Source organism: Prevotella vespertina (assembly GCF_009728485.1).
Classification (GTDB): domain Bacteria; phylum Bacteroidota; class Bacteroidia; order Bacteroidales; family Bacteroidaceae; genus Prevotella; species Prevotella vespertina.
Map to the genome: position 1 here is coordinate 349,440 of NZ_VVIQ01000002.1, position 22,490 is coordinate 371,929.

A 22,490-nucleotide genomic window follows, 5' to 3' on the forward strand; every position below is an offset into this window, starting at 1 on the left:
TGTTGAACAAGTAATAAAGAATGAACAAGTATGGGAGAAGTACATATTATAGAACAGGCAGTAAGTGCAATGAAGCAACAATGGGGAGAAAGTGGACTCAATATCACCTATGATTTAACTCCACAAAGTAATCCTATACTTAAGGGACGAGTTAACATTATAGGAATAGACTTTCCTTGTCTTGTAGAAAACGAGGTGAATAGTATCAACATTGGCCGCATTCAGGATTTGATAAAGGGGTGTGCTGAACTACAAAAGATACCTATTTTGCTTATAGCACGATATGTTCAACCAGGTGTTTATAACATTTTACGAACGGCAGGCATTAATTTTGTAGACACTGTTGGTAACTATCAAATCCTATATACAAAAGGTAAGAAGCTGATTTTTCAACTTTCTCACACAGGTGAAAAAGCACCTATAGCGCTTAACAAGGCTTATCCAATCTTTCAAGAAGCGGGCTTAAAAGTCATTTTTTATTTGTTGCAAGATGTAAACAATGTGGGTAAAACTTTTAGGGAAATCAAAGAACAGTGCGATGTTTCGTTAGGTACTATAAAAAATGTACTTGATGAATTAGAAGCTCGAAAGTTTGTATTGACTGCTAAAAGAAAGCGTATACTGAAAGACAAACGCAGGTTGCTTGATCTATGGGTGGAAAACTATCATCATGTTCTTAAGCCAAAACTTTTGGTGAAGCATTTTGCCTTTCGAGATGAACAGTCTAAAGCACAATGGGATAAAATAGTGTTGCCCGAAGGAATATGCTGGGGTGGAGAATGTGCTGCTTATCAAGTAAACGGATATTTAACTCCACAAAAGTTTGAAATATATACCGATGTAGCTTGGGGTAATCTGATGAAAACAGGTGCCATGCGTGCTACAGAAGGAGAAATTACAATGTATCAGAAGTTTTGGAAAGGCAGTACAATGCCAATAATTCTTATTTATGCAGACTTATTAGGTGATGGCAATAGTCGTTCGATAGAAGCTGCAAACAAAATATTGAATGATGAGCTTTCAAATTTCAAGTAATAAGATAGACAATCCACTTTTGGTTGAACTATTAAGAACCGCCAGCGAATGTTTTAAAGAGGTAGGACAAGACTTCTTTGTTATTGGTGCAACTGCACGTGATATACTGATACAGCAATTAGTAGGCATAAGCTCTGGTCGAAAAACGAGAGATTTAGATTTAGCTATTGCTATTCCTAATTGGGAAGCCTTTGACGAAATAAAGCAGATGCTTTTGGCGCATGGTTTCACTAAGGATGAGAAAATGTATCAACGCTTCTATTATGGGGTTTATGAAATGGATATTGTTCCTTACGGAGATGTTGCAAAAGAAGATGGATATATTTATTGGCCACCAGAAGAAGATATTGCCATGTCTGTAAAAGGTTATGAGGAAGTACTAAAAGATGCTATAACCATAAGTATTGATAATGAATTTGACATCAAGCTAGCATCACTTCACGGACTTTTTATCCTAAAATTTAATGCTTGGTTAGATCGTAACCTGCAAACAAATAAAGATGCTGATGATATGGGGTTTATCATTGAGAACTACTTCATAGCCAACTTAAATAGGAGTGTGTACCAAGAAGTTTTTGAATGGGACGATTTTGATGAGTTTATTGTCGGTGCATATTGGCTTGCCAATGACATTGTAGGTTTTCTCCCCATAAAGTATTTATCCTATTATGAAAAATGCCTACAAAAGGAAATCGCAAAAGAAGAGGATAGTAGGCTTCTTCAACAAATACTGGACAGTAACTCAGTTCTTCAGTATGAGCAAGTTTTATATGCATTCCAAAAAATGATAGAAGTTTTTAATAAGTTTACCCGATGAAAATATGTATTGCTTTTCAAAGCATAGCTGCTAACGAAATGAATGGAGACTTTATTCTTCAGAAGAAAATAGCAGGCGGAACTTTGGTTTTACTTGCTGATGGTATGGGAGGATTAGATTTTCCTGAACAGGCATCGAAAATCGTTTGTGAAGCAATCCTTGATTACTTTGAAAGTTACAATGCGTCTGATCCCTCAAAGATTATTCAAGAGAGCTTAGAATATGCCGATAAAACCTTAGGCAAGGCATGCTACCAAAGAAAGTGTAAGATGGGTACTGCCCTCACGCTTGTGTATCTGACGGATAGCTTTCTCTATTATACTTCATTGGGGGATGTTCGTCTATATCATGAACACATTAATGGGACAATCACACTGCTGACGTCCGATGATGTAATCAACATTGGAGGTGAGAGTTACCTTACGGTCTGTATTAATGGAAGAGGGTACAGAACTCCAATAGAAGTATATCAAATGTCAGTACAAACAGGAGATCGCTTCATACTTTGTAGCGATGGCTTTTACAAACAATATGATGTAAGTGAGTACTTGCAACAGAGAACTTCACCACCTTTACAATGCACGGAAGATGACTGTTCTGTGGTTGATATTAATATAAAATAAAATGTTAGATTTCGACAGCAATATATATACTACCGAAATCTAATCTTCTATATATTGGAGAATTAGTGCCTCCATTTTGGACGAAAACCTTGTGAACGACCATCCTCACTGTCTTCATGTATCTTAGATTGTTTATTATTTATTTGGTTAGGTAGTCCACTTATGGATATGGAATTGTCTTGTTCTATATCTCCTTTTGCCTCTTTATTGGTAGAAATTGTCAATGCAATCTTTCTGTCCAATTCTGCAGCTTCACTTTTAAGTGAGCGAAGCTCGTCCTCTTTTTTCCAAGAACTGTTGGCAATGTTGGTGTAAACATCTTTATTGGCTACAACCTTTGCCATTTCCTTCTCATGCGACTCTATTACCTTTGGAATACGCTCCAAGGCATTAACGAAGTTCTGACACGCAAGTTTCGGGTCTGTTGCCAACTTGCCATTATTGTAAGTGTAGTAGATTGACTCCTGTCCTTTCACAAAAAAGCGATTCACCGAACAGTCAAACAAGTCTTTTGAAGTGCTCTCTGTCTTGACCATGATGGAAAACCCATAAATCTCACCGATTTTGTTGTACTCGCCTTTGGTGCGTGCTTTTTCGTCTATCTCCTGCAGACGGGCAGCAATGGCCTTGATATCGGTGCTGTCTTCTACACCTTTGATTGTCAGTTTATTTATAGGTGTACCTTCATCATCACGCTCCACACGCTGCTCAAATAGAGTGAGGTCAGATTGTGCCTCCTTGATTTTGTCCGTATGGAAGGATACAGAACTTTCAATCTCTGCCAACTTCCCCGTTGCGGCATCACGCTCACGGAGAAAGTTCTTACGTTCTGATTCCAAGGTGGTAATCTTCTTATCCAATCTTGCTTTCTCTAAAAGGTCGGTATTACCCGAAAGCACTGCTACGTATTCTCAGAAGTTCATGCCGCTGTCCTCATCCATCGATCCCTCATCAATGGTACGACTGCCAAGCGTATTCGTCTTCAGCTGATTGATGAACAGCTGCTTGTTGTGTAGCAGGTTAAACTTATAATTGTCCAGCGACCGCTCTACGGGGTAGAAATAAAGTCGTCCTACATACCATATTCTTAAATAAAAAGGATGCGTTAAGGATTTTTCTTTCTAAAGCAAAGAACTCAACTCATCCATCGAACAACCTGCATTCATAAAAATATTAAAGACATAATCCCAGTCACTACTATCCGTATTTACAGCAAACCAAAAACAACTCTTGAATACCAAATGCAGTATACTTCTATCTCCAACCAAAGTAAGCCTTTTTGATATTGAAGTTTCCTCTAAAAGGTGGTTATTCACTCTGTCTTCTACAAACTTTTCTGTAAAACCTAAGTCAATCGCTATCACGATTAAAGCTTGCATAGCTTTTGCATAGAATGATGTTCCTTTTGCTTTCTGTACACAATAACACTGAACATCTAATAATGCAAGTCTACTATCAGAACTAATATTTCTCCAGCGTTCTCCAACTTTAGGTGGATAAGGCTCTTCATCTATATTTCCAATCCGTAATGAAGAATCAAAATCGTTAGTTTTAAGTTCTTCTTGTTTTTCCACCAGTCTAATATATTTAATGCACTCTGATTCCAGCTTATTTATTTCTTCTTCAGAATAAACGGCTGTATAAGTTTCATTCTTTTTATAAAAAGCAAGAGGAGATTTATGTACATCAGGCTCAAACATAAAAGTATAACCTTGCGCTTTAAGTTCGAGCAAAGTCGACATTGGAGTACTATTATAAAAATTTTTTAAGTTAGTCGTACTTTTGAAATATGAACCAACAGGCCACTCTCTTCTCTTTCCTGTTCCACTTTCAATATATTGATTCTTCTCTGCCAATTCTTTAGATTCTTTCATTAGTTCATTATGCTTATGTGCAATATAAACGAAGAGAATTACAGCTGCAACTATGATAAAAATTAAATATCCCATTATAATTTGTTTTAAATATATTTTAGTTGTTAAAAGTCATTGTCCTTCAAAGCACAATCAAACCTTATATCTTCACAAATCTGCTCAATTACAGGAGTACACTCATGTTTCAAAGCTAATATATCTGTAACTTCAGGTAAATGTTGATTAAGTTCATGTATGAAGTTATCATACTCTCTCATAAGATTGTCTTCCACTAAATGGTAATTATGTGTTATTTCTGCCTGACAAACAGTTTTACAGAAAAGTAAAAGCTGATTACCTGCATGCTTTCGTGCAGCATCTGGCAAATAATGAGCAATATCCGATATAATAAAAAAAGCAACAAATTTGATGTATTATTGAGTAAATGTGCAATGGCTGTATACCTTTTTATCAATCCTATCAAGAGTTCATGACGATTTCCGTATTATGATACAAATCTTACTATTAACTATTAACAAGATTAAAGCATTTAAACTTGGTAAAGAGTCGCCCGTATTAGTAAAGCTGATGATGCAGACCATCTATCAGAATGACAGACGCAGCATTAAGCACATCGGTACACAGCAGTTCGGTATGAAGTTCCTGCTTCGTGTTCTGTACGCCCATAACGGTTTGCTGTTTTTCTACATTCGTATGGAAAACGGCACGAATATGCCGTACTCAGTGGACTTTATCACGTTTAAGGTGGTGGATAAGAAGATGGCAAAGCGCACTGCTATACAAGAGCAGGTATTGCAGCCGCTTCGTGCCTATCATCAGGTGATGCAAGTGTGGGGTATGAACAGTGAACATGCAGTGTTTGCGCTCGAGCAGTTTTCTCTTGCAGAAGACAAGCAGCTTGAAGTGACGCTCTATGAAAGAAATGGCGGTCGTACGCTGACTTTTCATGTAACGGCAGAAGACCTGCAGCTGGCAAAGAACTGCGTACACCTATGGCTTGTAAAACCTTGGCTTCATCTTCACGTTTGCTAAGCATATAATTGACAACTCCACTGAAGTTTGTTCCTTTGATAATTTTTGCAATCATGGTTTCAAGCGTTTCATAAGTTCGTGAATAAGTTGTTTCAGAGCTTTCAGATCTTCATTGAGTGCAGAGATTCCGAAAGCATTGAGTCGATGGGCAATCTGATTAAGATTGTTTGCCATGCCTGACACCGTGCGAATGAGTTGCATCTCTTCGGGTTTGATGTGTGCCTTAACTTCTGCTTTTGCAATGAGCCGACGCAGAAACTCGGTACGAGTGATGGAGGCTTCTCTCGCTTTGCCCAACAAAGTATAGTACTCCATCGTATTAAGCCGAAGAAGCACTTGATATTTCCGCTTCTCTGATAATGTCTTGGTGGGTCGCCCACCTTTATTCTTCTGTTCCATATTTTTATTTTTTGATGAGACCAACGGGATTTTTACCTCCCAATGGTGGGAGCAAGTAGGTTTTGAGATACTCAAAACACAAACTTGCTTCCCAGATAAACTCTATCTTCTGATACCACGCTTCGTGGTCGGTAATAATGTCAGCTTCTTTTTGATTTTGGATTGAGCAACGAGCCATTCGTTGAGGTCTTTATACTCTTGGTAGCGTACAGAACCGTCTATAATGTGTGGACAAAACTGCTTCAAAATTTCAAACGATTTTCGCCCCGCATCGTCACTGTCCAGAAAACTCTCCACTTGTTTGTAGCCTTTTATCTTCTCTTGAATATGTGGCAAAAGAGCCAGAGAATTGAGAACAATAGCATCACAAGTTGAGGATGAATTTAGTGTTTGCCACGAGAGAAAATCCATGAAGCCCTCAAAGATTTGCAAATGGTTTGTACCCTTACTGACAGTTGTAATGGCTTTCGGAGCTATACAACCTTTTAAAATAAGGACTACGGATTTCCCATCCGCCAGCATCGTTTGCAAAGCCAATAGCATAGTATGTCCGATTGGTATTATTGTATCGAATTTCAGAACAGAATCTATTGGCGATGCTGAGAGGTATTCCTCGTTCTGCGATGTAACGTAACAAATAAGGATTGGTAAGCGATTGCACAGATATGATTTCTAATTTGTGCTTAGAGGCTTTTCTTTCACCGCCAAAAGAAAAATCTTGTTGCACTATTTGTTTTGAACTGGTTAGAAGTTCAATGGCTTCGTTCATGGTACAATGCTGTAAAATACATACAAGGTCTATAATATCTCCATGTTCGCCAGTTCCGAAGTCATACCATTGGTTGCGCTCTGTATTTACTTTGAATGATGGCGTACCTTCGTTGCGTAGCGGAGAGCAGTACCAATAGTGAATGCCTTGTACTCGCGTAGGGGTATAGCACTGCTGTTGCAAATAATCTGTAATTGGGATTTGCTTGATATGTTGTATATCCATTGTGATTTTGTTTTGATGTTTGAAATGAATGATGGTCAACCTTTTTCTTTTGGAGGCTGGTTGATTTTTGTTTGGTCAGTTGGTCGTACACTATAGGCACCCTTTTGCGACCGACCAAACTTGTTTCTCTTTGGTCGGGTTGGTTCAGGTATATATAGCCTGCGTCCGACCGACCAAAGGTTTTAGGGCTGATAATCTTTGTTGAGCCGATATTTCCCTCGCTCTTCTTTTATCAGCAAACCTTTGTTGAGCAGAAATAGCAGAAGTTCTTTGAGTTTAGTTTGCCCATACGCTTGTCCTACAACCTCTGCATAAGCCTTTTTGAGTGCTGCAATGATTTCTCCATAGGACAAGACTTCACTTGTAACAAAGGTTTGCTTCAAAGCGTTTCTATGTTCCGTGTCGCTTAGTTCATGATAGGAATAGCGGTGAGACTTGCACTCATTGTCCGAATACGAGTGGTCTATTTCGGGAACACACATCCCATCTTCCATTTCCTTGAGCTGAAAAGCAAATTTGTCAAAAGGCTTGGAACGAATAATGGCAGGAGCAACGATGCTTCGCTCGGGCAGCGTGTTGTCCTTTGTGACTTGTAGGACAGTTTCTGCCTTGTTGTTAAGTTCGGTGCCAATATGTCCTCGTGCATTGTCGTCGCCTTTGTTGAGGTGAAGCACGGTTTGAATGTGGATGTTTTGCTCGCTCGTCCACTGCATCAGGTCACCCACCAATTTAGTCGCCTCCGTTGAGTTATTGATATCAAGCATTAAATCACGAATACCGTCAATGACCACCAAGCCCACGTTGGGTGTATGGTAGATGGCGTAGCGGATTATTTCTCTGCGCTCATTTGGGTCGGCAATGGCTCTGAGGTGGCTGAACTTCAAATGCTCTGGCTCTCTATCAGTCGGCAATCCTGCCAATCGCAGAATGCGTTGCATCACGAGTTGGCAATGATAAGGGCTTTGCTCAGTGTCAATGTAGAGGATAGTGCGCTTGCTCTCGGGAAATGACGCCCGATACTCCAGAACTTGCCCATTGACAAGGGCTGCTGCAACGATGGCACTCACATTGAAAGTTTTCTTTGCTTTGGCTTTACCTGTTAACACACTGAAGTTGCCCAATGTGCCAATTATGGCTTCACCTGCTTGCAGTACAACTGGAGGAAGCGCAAACTCGTCCGTAACATGGATAAGCGATGCTTGCCAAATGTTTTCATAGTTAGTTGTATTCATCCTCGCCCTCCCGTCTTTCGTCCTGCCAGTTCCAGCGCAAGGTCGGCATCCACAATAATCTTGCGACCGATTTGTGTAATGGCACGATTGATTTTGCCACTCTGTTTGATACGGTTGGCTGTGGGCAAGCTGCATCCAAAAAGACATGCTATACCAGCCAATCCATACACATATCGTTTTTCTTCTTTGGAGGAAGAAGCCTTTGTTAATTCCCTGCTCGTGGATATATTACCGTGTTGTGCAAGGAAAAGCAATTCTTCACCAGTCATCTGCCAAACAGGCTTGTCTCGTAATTCATTTATCGTCATAATTCAATTGTTTTGAAATGAATAACTCACCCTTGCGCATAGGACATTCAGTCAGCTCTGAAAGTACAAAAGTAGAGGGCTTTTGATGTTATTCCAAGAGACTGGGATATAGCGGGAAGTATAGGAAAATGTAAGGAAATCAACAACTATCAAAAACGCTCAATACATACTCAAAAAGTGGATGGTTTCGGACAAAGGCATATTCATTTCCAATCATCATTAACTACTTAATAAATTACTTTTGGGTCTTCACACAAGAAAAAATCATTTGAATTGCATTAAAGCTCTATTTTTCTTCGTTTTATTCATTATAAGTTCATATCTTTGTAACTAATATTGAGATATACAATCATCTAATGGGACAGAAGAAAGAACATAGCAACCTCATTAAGGAACATTTGAAGAAGCGAGGTATCACCCAAACATGGCTCGCCAAAGAGTTGGGTATGAGTTTCAGCATCACCAACGCCTACGTTTGTAACCGCAAGCAGCCTAATCTTGCTACCATCTTCAAGGTAGCAGACCTGCTCGGCGTGTCCCCCAAAGAATTAGTGAAATAGGAGTTTATGAAAACAACAATATAGATATTCTCAGTGCAATTTCTAAAACTATATTAGAAGTAAACATGAATAATCTATATACGAATAAGAATATATGAATACAATTCAGCAGCCCAATTCCCACATCTTTACCAACAGGAATGGGAATACGCTAATGAAAGAATTTGAGGGTGTATTACAGCACAATCCTCAAATCAGAAACCTTGATGCTGTTGTAGGCTTTCTTCGTGCATCTGGCTACTTCTCCTTACGCCCTTTCCTTGATAATATTGGAAAGGTGAGAGTACTGATAGGCATAGATGTAGACAAATATATCGCTAAAGCGGCACAGCAAGGAAAACTATTTTTTGGCGCAGAAGAAGAGGTTAAAGAAGAGTATCTCAGAAAGATAAGAACTGACATAGAAACTTCCAACTATCGTAAGGATATAGAAGATGGAATGTATTTAATGGTACAAGACCTTCTTGACAAAAAACTTGAATTACGCGCTCATCCTTCTAAAAAGATTCATGCAAAGATATATGTGCTATATCCCGATAATTTTAATCAGTACTCTCAAAGTATGGCCATTACAGGTTCAAGTAATTTATCAGGGAATGGATTAGGAATAACACAGGACAAGCAATATGAGTTCAATGTAAAGTTGGACCGATATGATGATGTGAAATTTGCAAAAGATGAATTCGAGCAGTTATGGAAAGAAGCTGAAGGTTGTGAAATAACTTCTGAAGATATAAAAGCAGCCATTGACAGGACCTATCTTAAAGGGGATGTTCCTCCTTATGATCTTTACATTAAGATGCTAATGGAGTATTATGCTGACCGTGTACTTGAGACCGACAGTACTGATCCCTTTGATATGCCAGAGGGCTATACGAAATATGATTATCAGATGGATGCCGTCATAGAAGGCTATCAAAAGCTTATTCGCTACGATGGATTCTTTCTCTCGGATGTGGTTGGCTTGGGTAAGACCATTGTTGCAACCATGATTGCAAAGAAATTCCTTATAGAGAATGGTTATGAGCACACCAAGATTCTTGTAGTATACCCTCCAGCAGTAGAACAGAACTGGAAGTCTACTTTCAAAGATTTTGGTATAGACAAATACGCCAAGTTCATTACAAACGGTAGCTTAAGCAAGGTTCTTGATGAAGAGGATTATAATTATTGGAATGCAGAAGAATATGATCTCATACTTGTAGATGAGGCTCATAAATTCCGTAGTCATACCACATCAGCTTTTGAGCAACTTCAAGAAATTTGCAAGATGCCACGCTTAGAAGCAGGTAATATTCCTGGTTACAAAAAGAAGGTCATGCTTATTTCCGCAACTCCTATGAACAATTCTCCAGCTGATATCTATACGGAGATATTACTTTTCCAAGACCCTCGTCATTGTACCATTGATGGAGTTAGCAACCTTACTGCATTCTTTTCTCCATTGATAAAAGAATTCAAGAGACTACGAAAAAATAACAATACAAGTATTGAGGATTTTAAACGATTAGCAGAGAAGGTAAGAGACCGTATCATTAAACCATTAACTGTGCGTCGTACCCGAACAGATATAGAAAGTATACCCCGATACAACAAGGATGTGAATGGATTTCCTAAAGTTGAACATCCAATTGAGAACCAGTATGAGCTAAATGAGCATTTAGCCAATCTCTTTGAACAGGCTATACAGATTCTTGATAAGCAGCTTACCTATGCACGTTATCAAGCTATTGCATACTTAAAACCAGAAGTAGCAAATGGTCTTTATGACAATGCAGAGTTGATAAGCCGTAGCCTTGCAGGTATTCGAAAGAATGGACTTGTAAAGCGTTTGGAAAGTAGTTTCTACGCATTTCAAGTTTCTATAGAGAATTTCCATCAAGCCAATCAGAATATGATTGACATGTTTGATAATGACAAGGTCTATATTGCACCAGACCTTGACATCAATCTGCTATTGGAGTCTGGATTATCCGAAGAAGAAATCGAAGAGAAACTTAACGCTAAAGCTTCTAACAATCCTAAGAACGCAATCTTTCATGCTGCTGATTTCCGTCCAGAGTTTATTGATATGTTACATAATGATCAAGCTATTCTTGAACAAATGTTAGCTGACTGGAAAGATATTTCTGATGAAGATGATTCTAAGTTTGCCAAGTTTAATGAGTTACTAAAACATGAACTTTTCAGAAGTGATCGAAACCCAGAGAAAAAGTTAGTTGTGTTCTCTGAGTCAGTTGATACTGTTGACTATCTAAAACGTAGAATCAATCGTAAGGACGTATTAGTAATCTCTGCACAGAATCGCAATAAACAATTTAAGACAATACGTGAGAACTTTGATGCTAACTACAAGCAGAAGTTCAACGAGTATAATATCATCCTGACGACAGACGTACTGGCAGAAGGTGTCAACTTACATCGTTCTAATGTGATTGTGAATTATGATACGCCGTGGAATTCGACAAGGCTGATGCAGCGTATTGGTCGTGTTAATCGTATTGGTTCTGCCTCAAAGCATATCTATAACTATGTTTTCTACCCTTCAAGGGAAGGTAATAAACAAATTAATCTGAACCAGATTGCATTAAGCAAAATCCAATCATTTCATAGTACATTTGGCGAGGACAATCAAATTTATTCTCAAGAAGAAATTATAGACCGTAACCTAAGTAAATTATTTGAAGAAGGAGTGAACGAGCAAAAGAAAGATATTAACAAGGAACTACCTTTCTATGAAGAGCTTCGTACTCTCTTTAAGACGAACCGACAGGAATACAACCGTATTGCTAAGATATCCTTGCGCAGTCGAACAGGGCGAGAGTCTAAAACTATTAATGGTGTTACGCTATCTGAAGACACACTGGTATTCTTAAAGACAAACTTCCGAAAAGTGTTCTTCCTTGTGTCGGAAAATGCTCAAGAAATTTCCGTTCTTGATGCACTTAATTACTTCAAAGCAACTAAGGATGAGAAACCTGTTACTCGTATAAGCAACCATCACAAGCATGTGGAGAAAGCCTTGACAAAGTTCCGTACTATTCAAGACGAGGAAATCCGTATACAAGAAACCTCGCAGAAAGATCTCTCTAATCTGGGTGCTCAGGTTAGTACGGCTATCAATCTGTTGAACAACTTTATGAATGAGATTGGAGACAATGACCTTTACATCAAAGTTGCACATCTGAAAACATTGGTAGAGCGTGGTGTTATCACCTATATTGCCAAGCGTTTACAACGTATCCAGAAAAACCTTCGACGTACTGGCGGTAAAGCTCGAATGACACATGATGAGGCCTTCAGCGAAATCATCACAATGGCGCAAAAGTATGCCCCTTATTATATTGCAGAAGAAACAATGTTGAATCAACAAGAAACAGACGCAGAAATTATACTTTCCGAAAGTTTCCAATAAATCAAATATCGAACAATGAATTACAAAGAGATTATTGAATCAAAATATAACCGTGAATCATGGCAGCAACTGCTTCATGACATATTCCTGAACAAGGTTACTTTTCATAATAGTCCAGGAAAGGTTCATGTAAGCAGTCATTTGGCTAAAGAAGCATTAAACTTGGGTTACATAAAATTGTCAGATGGTTTGACTATTGCCATTTACGAAGTAGAACTTGCAGACAATGTAGACATTGAGCGTAATCGGCGTGGCATTCGTGATATGCTCACCACGGACTGGCGCACCAATCATGCAGGTGCTTTTATGTTCTGCTATCGCAAGAATGAAAGCATACTACGTTTCTCCTATGTAAGCGAGACTTGGGGCTTCAACAAACAGGGAGAATATGAAAAAATATCTACTGATACAAAACGTTATACCTATTTGCTTGGAGAAGGACGTGGATGCCACACAGCTATAAAGCAGTTTGGCAAGTTGAAAGAAAGTAAGCAAGCTTTAACTGACATCACCGAAGCCTTTTCTGTTGAGACACTCACCAAACAATTCTACAAAGACTTGTTTGAGTGGTATCAGTGGGCTATAGACGACTCTACTCAGGTAACCTTCCCTAATAATATAACTACGGAAGATGATGATAGGGACGATGTAGAAAAGAAGGTTATACGTATGATAACCCGTATTATGTTTGTATGGTTTATCAAACAGAAGGAATTGGTACCAAACCGAATCTTTGATATTGAATATCTTTCAACAATACTGAAAGAGTTCGACCCATATAGCACGACTGTTGGAAACTACTACAATGCCATCCTTCAGAATCTTTTCTTTGCTACCTTGAATTGTGCCATTGAGGACGAGAAGGGCAATACACGTAAATTTGCCACTTCAACTAAACGAGATGTCAAGACATTATATAGATACGCTGAAATGTTCTCTATCAGCGAACAGGAAATTGTCAACCTCTTCTCAGAAGTTCCGTTCTTGAATGGAGGCCTCTTTGAGTGTTTAGATAAGACACGCTATATTGATGGTGTTGAACAATGCTATAATTTTGATGGGTTCAGTCGTAATGATGCTCGTTTTGCGGATGGTCGATACAAGCATCGTGCTGTAGTTCCGAACATTCTTTTCTTTGAACCAGAGAAAGGATTGCTCTCCATTCTGAGCCGATATAACTTTACTATTGAGGAGAACTCACCTGAGGAACAGCAGGTAGCACTTGACCCTGAACTATTAGGTAAAGTCTTCGAAAACTTGTTGGGTGCCTATAACCCAGAAACAAAAGAGACGGCACGCAACCAAAGTGGCTCATTCTATACACCACGTGAGATAGTCAATTATATGGTTGATGAAAGTCTCATTGCCTATTTGGGAAACAATGACTTTGTTCGTTCACTTTTCTCTTATGATTTCACTTTTGACAAAGCAAAGAGTAATGAATATCTAAAGATTGCTGACAAACTAAAGGCTGTCAAGATACTTGACCCTGCTTGTGGCTCTGGTGCTTTTCCTATGGGACTGCTCAACAGAATGATTGACATCCTTGAACGAATATCACCTAATGAAGATATTTATGAACTCAAACTGTCTGTTATAGAGAACTGCCTATACGGCAGTGATATACAGAGTATTGCAGCACAGATAACAAAACTGCGCTTCTTCATTTCCTTAATATGTAATTGTGAGAAAGATGCCTCTAAACCAAACTTCGGCATCCCAACATTGCCTAACCTTGAAACTAATTTTGTTTCAGCAAACTCACTTATTGCAAAGAAGAAGGAAGACCGTCAGTTAAACCTCTTTAAAAGTGAAGAGATAGAGTCAATAAAGAAAGAATTACATCAGATACGTCATCTACATTTTTCTGCTAAGTCGACTTCTACAAAACATCGCTTAAGAGAGAAGGATTTAGACTTACGCAAAAAACTAATAGAACTTTTATCTGATGAGAATAATTTTGCATCTGATGATGCCAAACAACTTGCAGAATGGAATCCATACGACCAAAATGCAGTTAGTCCGTTCTTTGATCCTGAATGGATGTTTGGCGTTAATAATGGATTCGATATTGTTATTGGCAATCCGCCATACATACAACTTCAAAACAATGGTGGAGAATTAGCGAAACTGTATGAAGGGTGTGGATATTCCACCTTTGACCGTAAAGGTGATATCTATTGTCTGTTCTATGAACGTGGATGGCAGCTATTGAAGAAGGATGGGCACTTATGCTATATTACGTCCAACAAATGGATGCGTGCAGGATATGGAGAGAAGACAAGAGACTTCTTTGCAAATAAGACAAACCCATTGCTACTTATAGACTTTGCTGGAGTGAAGATCTTTGAGAGTGCTACTGTTGACACAAATATCTTACTTTTCTCAAGGTCTAATAACCAGCATAAAACAACCTGTGCCATTACCAATAAGCAGAATAAAGATAGCGTAAAGAATTTGAGCGATTTTGTGCGGCAACAAGATACCATTTGTGACTTCTCAACATCGGATAGTTGGGTAATCTTGTCACCTATCGAGCAAAGCATCAAACGTAAGATAGAAGCAGTCGGTACACCATTAAAAGATTGGGATATCCAAATCAACTATGGCATAAAGACAGGATGTAACGAGGCTTTTATAATATCGACAGAGAAAAGGAAAGAAATCCTTGATAACTGTCAAACTGAGGACGAACGTAAAAGAACAGCTGAACTTATTCGACCAATTCTGCGCGGCAGGGATATAAAGAGATATGGCTATGTGGACAATGGATTATTCTTAATCAACACCCACAATGGCATTAGAAACAAACTCCCACGCATTGACATCAACGATTATCCTGCTGTAAAGACACATTTAGACCAATATTGGGACAGAATCTCCACTCGTGCGGATAAAGGTGACACTCCATATAATCTTCGTAACTGCGCTTATTTGGAGGATTTTTCTAAGCCAAAAGTTGTATACATGGAAATACAAACCGATAATCCAGAAGAAGGTTACCCATTCCCATGCTATTCTTATGATGACAATAGGTGTATTGTCTTAAATACTGCATACATAATGAGTAGTGAAACTACAGACCCAAGATATGTACTTGGTATACTTAACTCAAGACTAGGAAAGTTCCTTGTAAAGCTGTATGTAATCCAATTGCAAGAAAGGCAATTCAGGATGTTGTCTCAATATGTTATGAATTTTCCTATAGCACATCCAACAAAAGAACAAGAAAACGAAATGATACACCTTGTACAAGATGTATTAGTACACCAATCTTTGGCATCAGAAAAAAGAATTGATAACCTTGCATTTCAAATATACGGTCTTACAGAAATAGAGATTAAATCACTTATTAGCAGGTAGATTCAAAACTACCTGCTAATGGCTTAATCAAAGGTTTAAGGATTCCAAATAACTTATTTCTTCAATATCTAACCCATATATTGCATATATGCGCTCAGAAAGAATTCGCTTCAAGTTACTATTGGCTGGAGTACTGAGTAACTGTTCAACAATTTCTACAACCTCCTCATTTATGGTGGAGGGAATAGGAAAGAGTATAATGTTTTGTGCCCCAACTTGAGCATCACCGACTCCTGTTTTATTCATATTAGTAATTTCACTGTACCATATTAGGGGTGACGAATTTAAGAATCCTAAGATGTGTGCTAGATGATTGCCTGTTAGTAGATAGCAAGCATTGTTCAGCATTATACCATTGTTGTCTATTGCAAAAGCCAACCGGCTTCCAATAATCTTCCAAATAATTTTTGGCTTAGAAAAATCCTCCGATTTTGCGTGGCAGGGATATTAAGAGATATAGGTATGAGTGGGCTGAATTATGGCTTATTGCCACTTTCCCCTCACGCCATTACAATATTGATGAATACCCAGCTATCAAACAATATCTGCTTTCTTTCGGTATTGAAAGGTTGGAGCAAACAGGCAAAACGCATATTGTAAATGGTGAGAAAGTGAAAGCCCGAAAGAGAACCAGCAATAAGTGGTTTGAGACACAAGATAGCATTAGTTATTGGGTCGAATAAGTTCAGCCGTTCTTTTACGTTCGTCCTCAGTTTGACAGTTATTAAGGATTTCTTTCCTTTTCTCTGTCGATATTATAAAAGCCTCATTACAGCCAGTTTTAATGCCATAATTAATTTGGATATCCCAATCCTTTAATGGTGTTCCCACTGCCTCTATCTTGCGTTTGATACTTTGCTCAATAGGTGACAGTATTACCCAACTATCTGATGTGGAGAAATCGCACGCTGTATGCTGCTGCTGTACAAAATCGCTCTAATAGGTTCATCAAAGATATAGGCATCCTCTATATGCCATTGATGTTTCACTGGTACTGCCCAGACCGAAGTAGAGTCGTCGCAATCTCCATTTACTGTTACATAACCAATGATTGCTGAGTACTCCAGGTCTTCATACTCAGGGAAATTACCGAACATTTGTTCGTTCTCTATTTCATTGTTTACGTTAAAGATGGTGCGATCAGCGAAATTCTTTGGAGCTTTCGTCGATGAGACATGTATCAAGATGCGGCCCTTATAGTTGGGAGCCCACGTTCTGTTCTCTATGTCTTTCAGCCCGCTCACTAATAATGAGGCCCATGGCTGTCTTACGGATAATGTTTTCATCTTCTCAAGTATTTAATAGATAAGGATTCTACAGTAACGACACAACGCCTATTCCTCGTCGTCTGTGATTTCTACTGCTGCCTGTGCATTCCGAGCCTCATCAAACTTCGCCTTCATCGTTGGGTTATTAGTTGTGAGTCTACGAATGGTCAATTTCTCGGTATCCTTAGTAGCAAGGCGCAGGTTGTTTTCACTACTAACCAACTCCGCACGCACCTTTTGCAGTTTAGATATGGTAGCGTCTATATCCCTAATCGCATCATCAAACTTTCTTGTATAGAGCTCATAATGTCTACTAAACTTTTCTTTGAAGTCCTCCATCTTTGCCTCAAAGTTCGTTACATCCACCTCCTTACTCTGTGCTAAGATGAGTTGCTTCTTGTATTCCAAAGCGTTCTTCGATGCCTGCACCAACAGTGTGATGAAAGTCACAAAGAATTGTGGGCGAATAACATACATCTTCGGATAGACATGACTCTTATTTACGATACCACTGTTATATAGCTCACTGTCTGCCTCCAACAAACTGACCAACACGGCATACTCACATCCCTTCTTCTTTCTATCCTCATCTAACTTCTTCAAGAAGTCTTCGTTCTTATGTTTGGTGGCAGTAGTATCCATCTCGTTCTTCATCTCAAACATGATAGATAGGTATTCTGTCCCATCCTCACTATCTCGGAAGATGAAATCACCCTTCGTACCATCACTGGCATCATTGTCTTTTTCAAAATAAGCATTAGGCATCAGTGGACGCAGATAACGTTCGAACTCATCACTACAATGCTGCTCTAACGTCTCACCGACCATCTTTGTAGACATCTTCGACTTCAGTTCCTTGTAATAGTCTATCTGCTCTTGCTTCATCCGCAACTCTCTCTCATGTTGCTTCTGCAAGTCTGCTTCATGTAGCTGAGCCTTACTCCTCTCCTGCTCTATCTCGTTCTGCAGCATCACAATCTTGTTTTCTTTCTCTTGTGCTGCCTGCTGCGCCTTGTTACGCTCATCCATCACAGCCAACTGCAGTTTGTCACCACTCTGGCTGATCTCAGACTTTAACTCACTGATCGTCTTTTCCTTTTCAGCGAGTGCAATCTTCATTTCACTTGTCTTCTGCGACTCTATCCCTTCTAACCGTGCTTTAAGTTTAGCTATCTCCTCATTCATCTCCGACTTCTGTCGAGACAGCTCACTCTCTTTCTCACCTTTTAGTCGCTCTATCTCAGCCACCTTCTGACCTAATTCCTTCTCCTTTTCCGACAACTTATTTTGGAATGTCTGCTCGGTCTTCGTCGTAACCAACGCCAATTCTGCCTTGTTACGCTCGTCCATCTCAGTCATTCTTCTCTTCACCTCAGCTTCGATTTCCTTAGTCTTAACCTGGTTCAATATAGAAGCATAGTCGGCCTCATCCACCTTGAAGATATTTCCACACTTAGGGCATTTTAGTTCTTTCATAATCCTATTCTTTAAAGTTATTATTTATGTTACGTGTGCAAAGGTAATACACATGAGTGCAACCTTTCTGCATAGATAAAGATTTCTGCTTACCTTTATTATCTTTTTTATATATATAATGGAACGTCAATTAAATTGTAGGAACTTTCCTGTAACCACTTGCTTAGTACCATTCATATATATGATAACATGCAAGTTAGTCTTACTATAGCTTACTATCTGTTCGGAGTTTCTGTCCATCTGCAGCCTACTGTCAATCATCTTCTTCCTGAACCATTGCGCTCTTTGCAACAGTTCAGAAAGAAGACATCATATCACCATCAACGCCTACTTATCATCTGGACCGTCTTCTGCAACCCGACTATAACTTACAGCGTCGTTCTCTGGCAACTCATAAAGCGGACAATCTCTTCTTGCTTCCATGTCATGACCCACACTCTCAAGGTCGGTGATGGAGAATGCTGTCACATAGAGATACAGTGCCACAACAACTTTTATTGCGGCATCGACATCTGCAGCTGTATTGACAGGTGCATTATGCGCTTCATTGTTACGCCAATCTCTCAACATCTGCAAATAAGAAGAGAACTTCTTCCCATCTTCATCTGTAGCGTATTTCAGTTTCCATAGACACCTAAAGGCATGGACAGCATCTGCCAACATGGCGTCTCTTCCACCTTGTCCTTCTATCTCATCATCATTTATCAGATAGTATAATTTCTTTAAGTAAGATTCATACTTCTGAACCAACGAGTTAAAGAGAGAATACCTCATGACTGCATTTGGATGAGGGTCAGTAAAGATATTGTTTAGTCCTTCCTTTAGTAGGTCGTTGATACCATCTAACTTAGGTAGACTTACCGTGTTCAGTACAAAGAAGAAACAATCCACAATCTCTGGTAGTGCTCTCATCTTCTTGCAGACACCCACAAACTCTGGTTGCATCATTGCTATTATCTTGTCCTTCAGCACAGCCTCATCATAGATAAGATTTCTTGATGCTGATATCTGTAAGCCCAGATTATCCAGAATCTTATTAATCAACATCTGTTCAAGACCTTTCTCCTTCTCAAGTAATTCCTTAAGGTGGAAATACTTCTCTATTTGGTCTACGATGGTATCATCAAACTTCTGCCTACAGATATTCACCAACACATCACGAGAGTTATTGGCACGGATAGCATCGGCAAGCTCTGGGTTTCTCATCAGTTCTTCCAATATCTGTTTGATGATTTTATCATTCTCATTCAGAATACCCACAAACGGACTATTCACCATATTGAGTATTTCTGCAATGGTCTTCTTCTCGTCCTCTTGCTTCAATCCCACTTCACCAATACGGCTCGATTTTAGTTCTGTTGGTTCATCCTCTAACTTTATGCTTCCTTCGTAGGAGAGCTGTATGCGTAGTTTGTCAAGGTCTATCATGCTCGCTAACTCCATTGGTAGCGTCTCTTTCGTATAAGGCAAATACTTATAGAACACCTTACAGAACACATAGAATTTCTCCAAGTCGGGGTCGGTGAAGTCTATAACTTGTGCTAAGAAGCCATACTGTCTTACAAACCGATTAACCAACTTACGATACCTGTCTTTCTCTTCATCTGTTAAAGGGGCTACCCTCTCTCTCACAATGTCTAACAGGATTGACGGCACACTTGACACCTTCTTTGGGTCTATCAGTCGTTCGCATACCTCATTTACTTCCTCTTCACTGAACAAGTTCCATTGCTCTACATCCTCTTTCATCGTGTAGACACGCTGCGGGTCAATTTCTCCACTCAGTGTTGTAACGGTATAATACTGATTGAACGCTTTACGGACTGACTCTGTATCATTACGGAAATCTACTACCAACGTGTCTTCTTTATAAGGCCAATAAGTACGATTAAGACGTGAGAGCGTCTGTATACATTGTATGCCTCCCAACGAGCGATCAACAAACATTGTGTGCAGTAGCTTCTGATCGAAGCCTGTCTGGAACTTCTCTGCCACTATCAATATCTTATAATCGTCTTCCTTGAACTTCTCTGCAATGGCATTGTCTGTCACACCATCATCATTCATGTTGGCTTCTGTACATTTCTTACCGCTGCTGTCGGTCACCTCTCCTGAGAAAGCCACAAGGGTCTTTATCTCTCCTTTGTATTCCTCTGCGATAATCCTATCGATAATCTGTTTGTAGTCGGCAGCTGACTGTCGTGAGTCGCACACCACCATTGCCTTTGCCTGATGGTTTATCTTATTGATGGTGAACTTCATGAACTGGTCGACCATCATACTTGCCTTGCGCGACTTGATATACATATCTTTCCCCAACATTGCAGCTATCACCTTCAATGCCTTCTTCTTCTCAAACTGCACTTCAGCATCCTTGTCGGGGTCTTTCTCTATCAACTCAAACATCGTTTTATAGCTGATGTAGTTCTGTGTGACGTCAAGGATAAACTTCTCGTCGATGGCTTGTTTCATAGAGTAAAGGTCGTGGGCTTCCTTCCCATCCTTACCATATAGGGCATAGGTCTTATCCTTTGGCGTTGCGGTGAAAGCAAAATAAGAGATGTGCTTCATCATCTTACGGTAGTTCTGCTGCTGTGCCATCAACGCATCCAACGGACTTTCATAGTCGTCTGGGTTATAGTCTTCTATCTGGGCTAAGTCTTCCTGCGTCGAGAGTGCATTTACTAAGTCCTTTGCAGCCTCATTGCCTACTGCCGTGTGAGCCTCGTCAATGATGACGGCATACCGCTTCTGCTGTTCATGCTTCAGATAGTCTAAGGCGTATGCAAACTTCTGTACTGTAGAGATAATAATTCTGTTCTTGCCATTCAGTGCATCAGCCAAGGTCTTTGAACGCTTACGAATATCCATCACCGTACCAAGCGTTGTCTCGAAGTTAACAACGTCTTCTGCCATATTACGGTTTAGCACAATGCGGTCGGTCACCATGATGATACTATCAAAGACTGCTGCACCATTTGCGTCAATCATGTTCGTAAACTGATGTGCCAGCCATGCCATGGTCTTCGTCTTTCCACTTCCTGCCGAGTGTTGTATGAGGTAGTTATGTCCTACTCCCTCTTCTTCAACCAACCGACGCAGTTTGTGTACAGCTCTTAGTTGATGATAACGTGGAAAGATTACCACCGTGCGCCTCTTCATCTCCTTTGTGTTGCGGTCTTCATAACTTTCATCATAGCGTTTGATGAAGTGTAACAGTAGGTCGAGCAGGGAGTCGGCTTGCAGAATGTCTCTCCACATATAAGCTGTTGGATAGTCGCCTTCTATCGTCGGATTCACTGTCTCACGGTTGAAAGGCAGGAAGGTTGTTCCCTCTCCGTTCAGTTTGGTAGTCATAAAGACATACTGGTTATCCATCACAAAGTGCACCAGACAGTTTCTTAACATTCGGTTCTCGGCATTGCGTTGCGTGCGATACTGGGCTATACCGTGCGTGTAGTTCTGCCCTGTTCCTTCATTCTTTAGCTCGAAGGTGAAGAGGGGTATACCATTCAAGAGGATACACAGGTCCAGTTCGTTACCACTGTCAGCTCCCATGGAGTAGCGCATCTGGCGCACCACACTAAACCGATTGGCACGATAAAGTCTGTAGTTTTCTGTTCCTTCGCCTTCCAACGTAGGCTTAAACTGGCAGAACTTCACCTTCGCCCCACTCACCGTGAAGCCCTTGCGCATGATGTTCAAGATACTCTCTCCACGGTCTAATCGCTTGTTATACTCACGGATAACCGTCTCTGTCTCTCGCCCCGCAAAGTGTTGCGACAGCTTCTTCCACACGATGGGTTGTGCTCGTAAGAACTGTTCTAACATCTCGGCATCGCACAAGCGTTCGATGTCAAACTGTGCACTACTGCGCTGATTGTATAGGTCGCTATTTGCAAGATAGTTTGCAATATGCGCCTCAAAGGTTGTTTCGCTTAAAGGATTTAGCATATTTTGTTGTTGTTTATTGTCAATGTTTCGTTTCTCTTTCTTGTGTATATAACGTCTGCTACAGTTCTACTTTCATTAGGCAAAGGTCCACCCTTCTGACAGTTTCATACTTATGAAACTCAAGTTTCAGTCTACTGATA

The 22,490-nt window shown here is 39.8% G+C and carries 17 protein-coding genes and 5 pseudogenes; 8 read left to right on the top strand and 14 right to left on the bottom strand.

Annotated elements, in window-relative coordinates:
* Positions 1–30: 30 nt before the first annotated feature.
* The 3 genes from F0475_RS03080 to F0475_RS03090 are packed head-to-tail and all read left to right on the top strand — an operon-like array spanning position 31 to position 2,475.
* Positions 31–1,035 (top strand): type IV toxin-antitoxin system AbiEi family antitoxin, encoded by a 1,005-nt coding sequence (locus tag F0475_RS03080; RefSeq protein WP_155715314.1) that lies wholly within the window; start codon positions 31–33, stop codon positions 1,033–1,035.
* The gene (locus F0475_RS03085; protein WP_155715349.1) at positions 1,013–1,852 is read left to right on the top strand and encodes a nucleotidyl transferase AbiEii/AbiGii toxin family protein; all 840 of its coding nucleotides are present in this window, start codon (positions 1,013–1,015) and stop codon (positions 1,850–1,852) included. Before F0475_RS03080 ends, F0475_RS03085 begins: the two co-directional genes overlap by 23 nt.
* The gene (locus F0475_RS03090) at positions 1,849–2,475 is read left to right on the top strand and encodes a PP2C family protein-serine/threonine phosphatase (RefSeq protein ID WP_009435339.1); all 627 of its coding nucleotides are present in this window, start codon (positions 1,849–1,851) and stop codon (positions 2,473–2,475) included. The genes F0475_RS03085 and F0475_RS03090 overlap by 4 nt, the downstream gene beginning before the upstream one ends.
* Positions 2,476–2,537: 62 nt before the next feature.
* Here F0475_RS03090 and F0475_RS03095 read toward each other — a convergent pair.
* Positions 2,538–3,533: pseudogene (locus F0475_RS03095) on the bottom strand (helicase); the annotation flags it as partial.
* Between the two features lie 63 nt (positions 3,534–3,596).
* Positions 3,597–4,424 (bottom strand): hypothetical protein, encoded by an 828-nt coding sequence (locus F0475_RS03100; RefSeq protein ID WP_155715315.1) that lies wholly within the window; start codon positions 4,422–4,424, stop codon positions 3,597–3,599.
* A gap of 411 nt (positions 4,425–4,835) precedes the next feature.
* Between F0475_RS03100 and traN the strand changes: the two genes are divergently transcribed.
* Complete coding sequence (gene traN, locus F0475_RS03105; RefSeq protein WP_394349993.1) at positions 4,836–5,381, top strand: conjugative transposon protein TraN; 546 nt, start codon at positions 4,836–4,838, stop codon at positions 5,379–5,381.
* 51 nt (positions 5,382–5,432) lie between these two features.
* Here the strand turns inward: traN and F0475_RS03110 are convergent, their stop codons facing one another.
* The 5 genes and pseudogenes from F0475_RS03110 to F0475_RS03125 form a co-directional block, all read right to left on the bottom strand.
* On the bottom strand, positions 5,433–5,780 hold the full coding sequence (locus F0475_RS03110) for a plasmid mobilization protein (RefSeq protein ID WP_155715316.1): 348 nt from the start codon (positions 5,778–5,780) through the stop codon (positions 5,433–5,435).
* A 4-nt stretch (positions 5,781–5,784) separates the two neighbouring features.
* Positions 5,785–5,958 (bottom strand): hypothetical protein, encoded by a 174-nt coding sequence (locus F0475_RS11710; protein WP_199879777.1) that lies wholly within the window; start codon positions 5,956–5,958, stop codon positions 5,785–5,787.
* A pseudogene (locus tag F0475_RS03115) lies at positions 5,883–6,774 on the bottom strand (CHC2 zinc finger domain-containing protein). The gene F0475_RS11710 and the pseudogene F0475_RS03115 overlap by 76 nt, the downstream one beginning before the upstream one ends.
* Positions 6,775–6,956: 182 nt before the next feature.
* Positions 6,957–8,006: an AAA family ATPase gene (locus F0475_RS03120; RefSeq protein WP_155715317.1), complete on the bottom strand. Its 1,050-nt coding sequence runs from the start codon at positions 8,004–8,006 to the stop codon at positions 6,957–6,959.
* Positions 8,003–8,314, bottom strand: coding sequence for a DUF3853 family protein (locus tag F0475_RS03125; protein ID WP_155715318.1), 312 nt, complete (start codon positions 8,312–8,314; stop codon positions 8,003–8,005). The genes F0475_RS03120 and F0475_RS03125 overlap by 4 nt, the downstream gene beginning before the upstream one ends.
* A 356-nt stretch (positions 8,315–8,670) precedes the next feature.
* Here F0475_RS03125 and F0475_RS03130 point away from each other — a divergent pair, with 356 nt between their 5' ends.
* The 3 genes from F0475_RS03130 to F0475_RS03140 all read left to right on the top strand — a co-directional run bounded on the left by F0475_RS03130 (position 8,671) and on the right by F0475_RS03140 (position 15,652).
* Positions 8,671–8,874, top strand: coding sequence for a helix-turn-helix domain-containing protein (locus tag F0475_RS03130; protein ID WP_005845940.1), 204 nt, complete (start codon positions 8,671–8,673; stop codon positions 8,872–8,874).
* Positions 8,875–8,968: 94 nt separating this feature from the next.
* The gene (locus tag F0475_RS03135; protein ID WP_155715319.1) at positions 8,969–12,289 is read left to right on the top strand and encodes a helicase-related protein; all 3,321 of its coding nucleotides are present in this window, start codon (positions 8,969–8,971) and stop codon (positions 12,287–12,289) included.
* 15 nt (positions 12,290–12,304) lie between these two features.
* Positions 12,305–15,652, top strand: a complete 3,348-nt coding sequence (locus tag F0475_RS03140) for an Eco57I restriction-modification methylase domain-containing protein (protein WP_155715320.1) — start codon at positions 12,305–12,307, stop codon at positions 15,650–15,652.
* Between the two features lie 27 nt (positions 15,653–15,679).
* Here F0475_RS03140 and F0475_RS11810 read toward each other — a convergent pair whose 3' ends face one another.
* Positions 15,680–15,898 (bottom strand): hypothetical protein, encoded by a 219-nt coding sequence (locus F0475_RS11810; protein WP_234422938.1) that lies wholly within the window; start codon positions 15,896–15,898, stop codon positions 15,680–15,682.
* 66 nt (positions 15,899–15,964) lie between these two features.
* Positions 15,965–16,030 (bottom strand): annotated as a pseudogene (locus F0475_RS12020) (hypothetical protein); the annotation flags it as partial.
* 47 nt (positions 16,031–16,077) lie between these two features.
* Between F0475_RS12020 and F0475_RS03150 the strand changes: the two are divergent.
* Positions 16,078–16,326: pseudogene (locus F0475_RS03150) on the top strand (TaqI-like C-terminal specificity domain-containing protein); the annotation flags it as partial.
* Here the strand turns inward: F0475_RS03150 and F0475_RS12030 are convergent.
* From F0475_RS12030 to F0475_RS03165, 5 genes and pseudogenes are all read right to left on the bottom strand, one after another.
* Positions 16,325–16,528, bottom strand: a pseudogene (locus F0475_RS12030) (TaqI-like C-terminal specificity domain-containing protein); the annotation flags it as partial. The pseudogenes F0475_RS03150 and F0475_RS12030 sit on opposite strands and share 2 nt — an antisense overlap.
* Entirely contained in the window at positions 16,528–16,938 is a 411-nt protein-coding gene (locus F0475_RS03155) for an ASCH domain-containing protein (protein ID WP_155715321.1), read from the bottom strand. The pseudogene F0475_RS12030 and the gene F0475_RS03155, both read right to left, overlap by 1 nt.
* 48 nt (positions 16,939–16,986) lie before the next feature.
* Positions 16,987–18,396, bottom strand: a complete 1,410-nt coding sequence (locus F0475_RS03160; protein WP_155715322.1) for a DUF2130 domain-containing protein — start codon at positions 18,394–18,396, stop codon at positions 16,987–16,989.
* Positions 18,397–18,522: 126 nt separating this feature from the next.
* The gene (locus F0475_RS11920; protein ID WP_262885070.1) at positions 18,523–18,657 is read right to left on the bottom strand and encodes a hypothetical protein; all 135 of its coding nucleotides are present in this window, start codon (positions 18,655–18,657) and stop codon (positions 18,523–18,525) included.
* Between the two features lie 66 nt (positions 18,658–18,723).
* Complete coding sequence (locus F0475_RS03165) at positions 18,724–22,350, bottom strand: type I restriction endonuclease subunit R (protein ID WP_155715323.1); 3,627 nt, start codon at positions 22,348–22,350, stop codon at positions 18,724–18,726.
* Positions 22,351–22,490: the final 140 nt, after the last annotated feature.

Excerpts from the sequence above, each read along its gene's own strand:
- F0475_RS03080 (WP_155715314.1), top strand. The coding sequence starts at position 31 with ATGGGAGAAGTACATATTATAGAACAGGCAGTAAGTGCAATGAAGCAA.
- F0475_RS03120 (WP_155715317.1), bottom strand. The coding sequence starts at position 8,006 with ATGAATACAACTAACTATGAAAACATTTGGCAAGCATCGCTTATCCAT.
- F0475_RS03165 (WP_155715323.1), bottom strand. The coding sequence starts at position 22,350 with ATGCTAAATCCTTTAAGCGAAACAACCTTTGAGGCGCATATTGCAAAC.
- F0475_RS03135 (WP_155715319.1), top strand. The coding sequence starts at position 8,969 with ATGAATACAATTCAGCAGCCCAATTCCCACATCTTTACCAACAGGAAT.
- F0475_RS03110 (WP_155715316.1), bottom strand. The coding sequence starts at position 5,780 with ATGGAACAGAAGAATAAAGGTGGGCGACCCACCAAGACATTATCAGAG.
- F0475_RS03130 (WP_005845940.1), top strand. The coding sequence starts at position 8,671 with ATGGGACAGAAGAAAGAACATAGCAACCTCATTAAGGAACATTTGAAG.
- F0475_RS03140 (WP_155715320.1), top strand. The coding sequence starts at position 12,305 with ATGAATTACAAAGAGATTATTGAATCAAAATATAACCGTGAATCATGG.
- F0475_RS11710 (WP_199879777.1), bottom strand. The coding sequence starts at position 5,958 with ATGGCTCGTTGCTCAATCCAAAATCAAAAAGAAGCTGACATTATTACC.
- F0475_RS03155 (WP_155715321.1), bottom strand. The coding sequence starts at position 16,938 with ATGAAAACATTATCCGTAAGACAGCCATGGGCCTCATTATTAGTGAGC.
- F0475_RS03125 (WP_155715318.1), bottom strand. The coding sequence starts at position 8,314 with ATGACGATAAATGAATTACGAGACAAGCCTGTTTGGCAGATGACTGGT.
- F0475_RS03090 (WP_009435339.1), top strand. The coding sequence starts at position 1,849 with ATGAAAATATGTATTGCTTTTCAAAGCATAGCTGCTAACGAAATGAAT.
- F0475_RS03160 (WP_155715322.1), bottom strand. The coding sequence starts at position 18,396 with ATGAAAGAACTAAAATGCCCTAAGTGTGGAAATATCTTCAAGGTGGAT.
- F0475_RS11810 (WP_234422938.1), bottom strand. The coding sequence starts at position 15,898 with ATGAATAAAACAGGAGTCGGTGATGCTCAAGTTGGGGCACAAAACATT.
- traN (WP_394349993.1), top strand. The coding sequence starts at position 4,836 with ATGATACAAATCTTACTATTAACTATTAACAAGATTAAAGCATTTAAA.
- F0475_RS03085 (WP_155715349.1), top strand. The coding sequence starts at position 1,013 with ATGAGCTTTCAAATTTCAAGTAATAAGATAGACAATCCACTTTTGGTT.
- F0475_RS03100 (WP_155715315.1), bottom strand. The coding sequence starts at position 4,424 with ATGGGATATTTAATTTTTATCATAGTTGCAGCTGTAATTCTCTTCGTT.
- F0475_RS11920 (WP_262885070.1), bottom strand. The coding sequence starts at position 18,657 with ATGATTGACAGTAGGCTGCAGATGGACAGAAACTCCGAACAGATAGTA.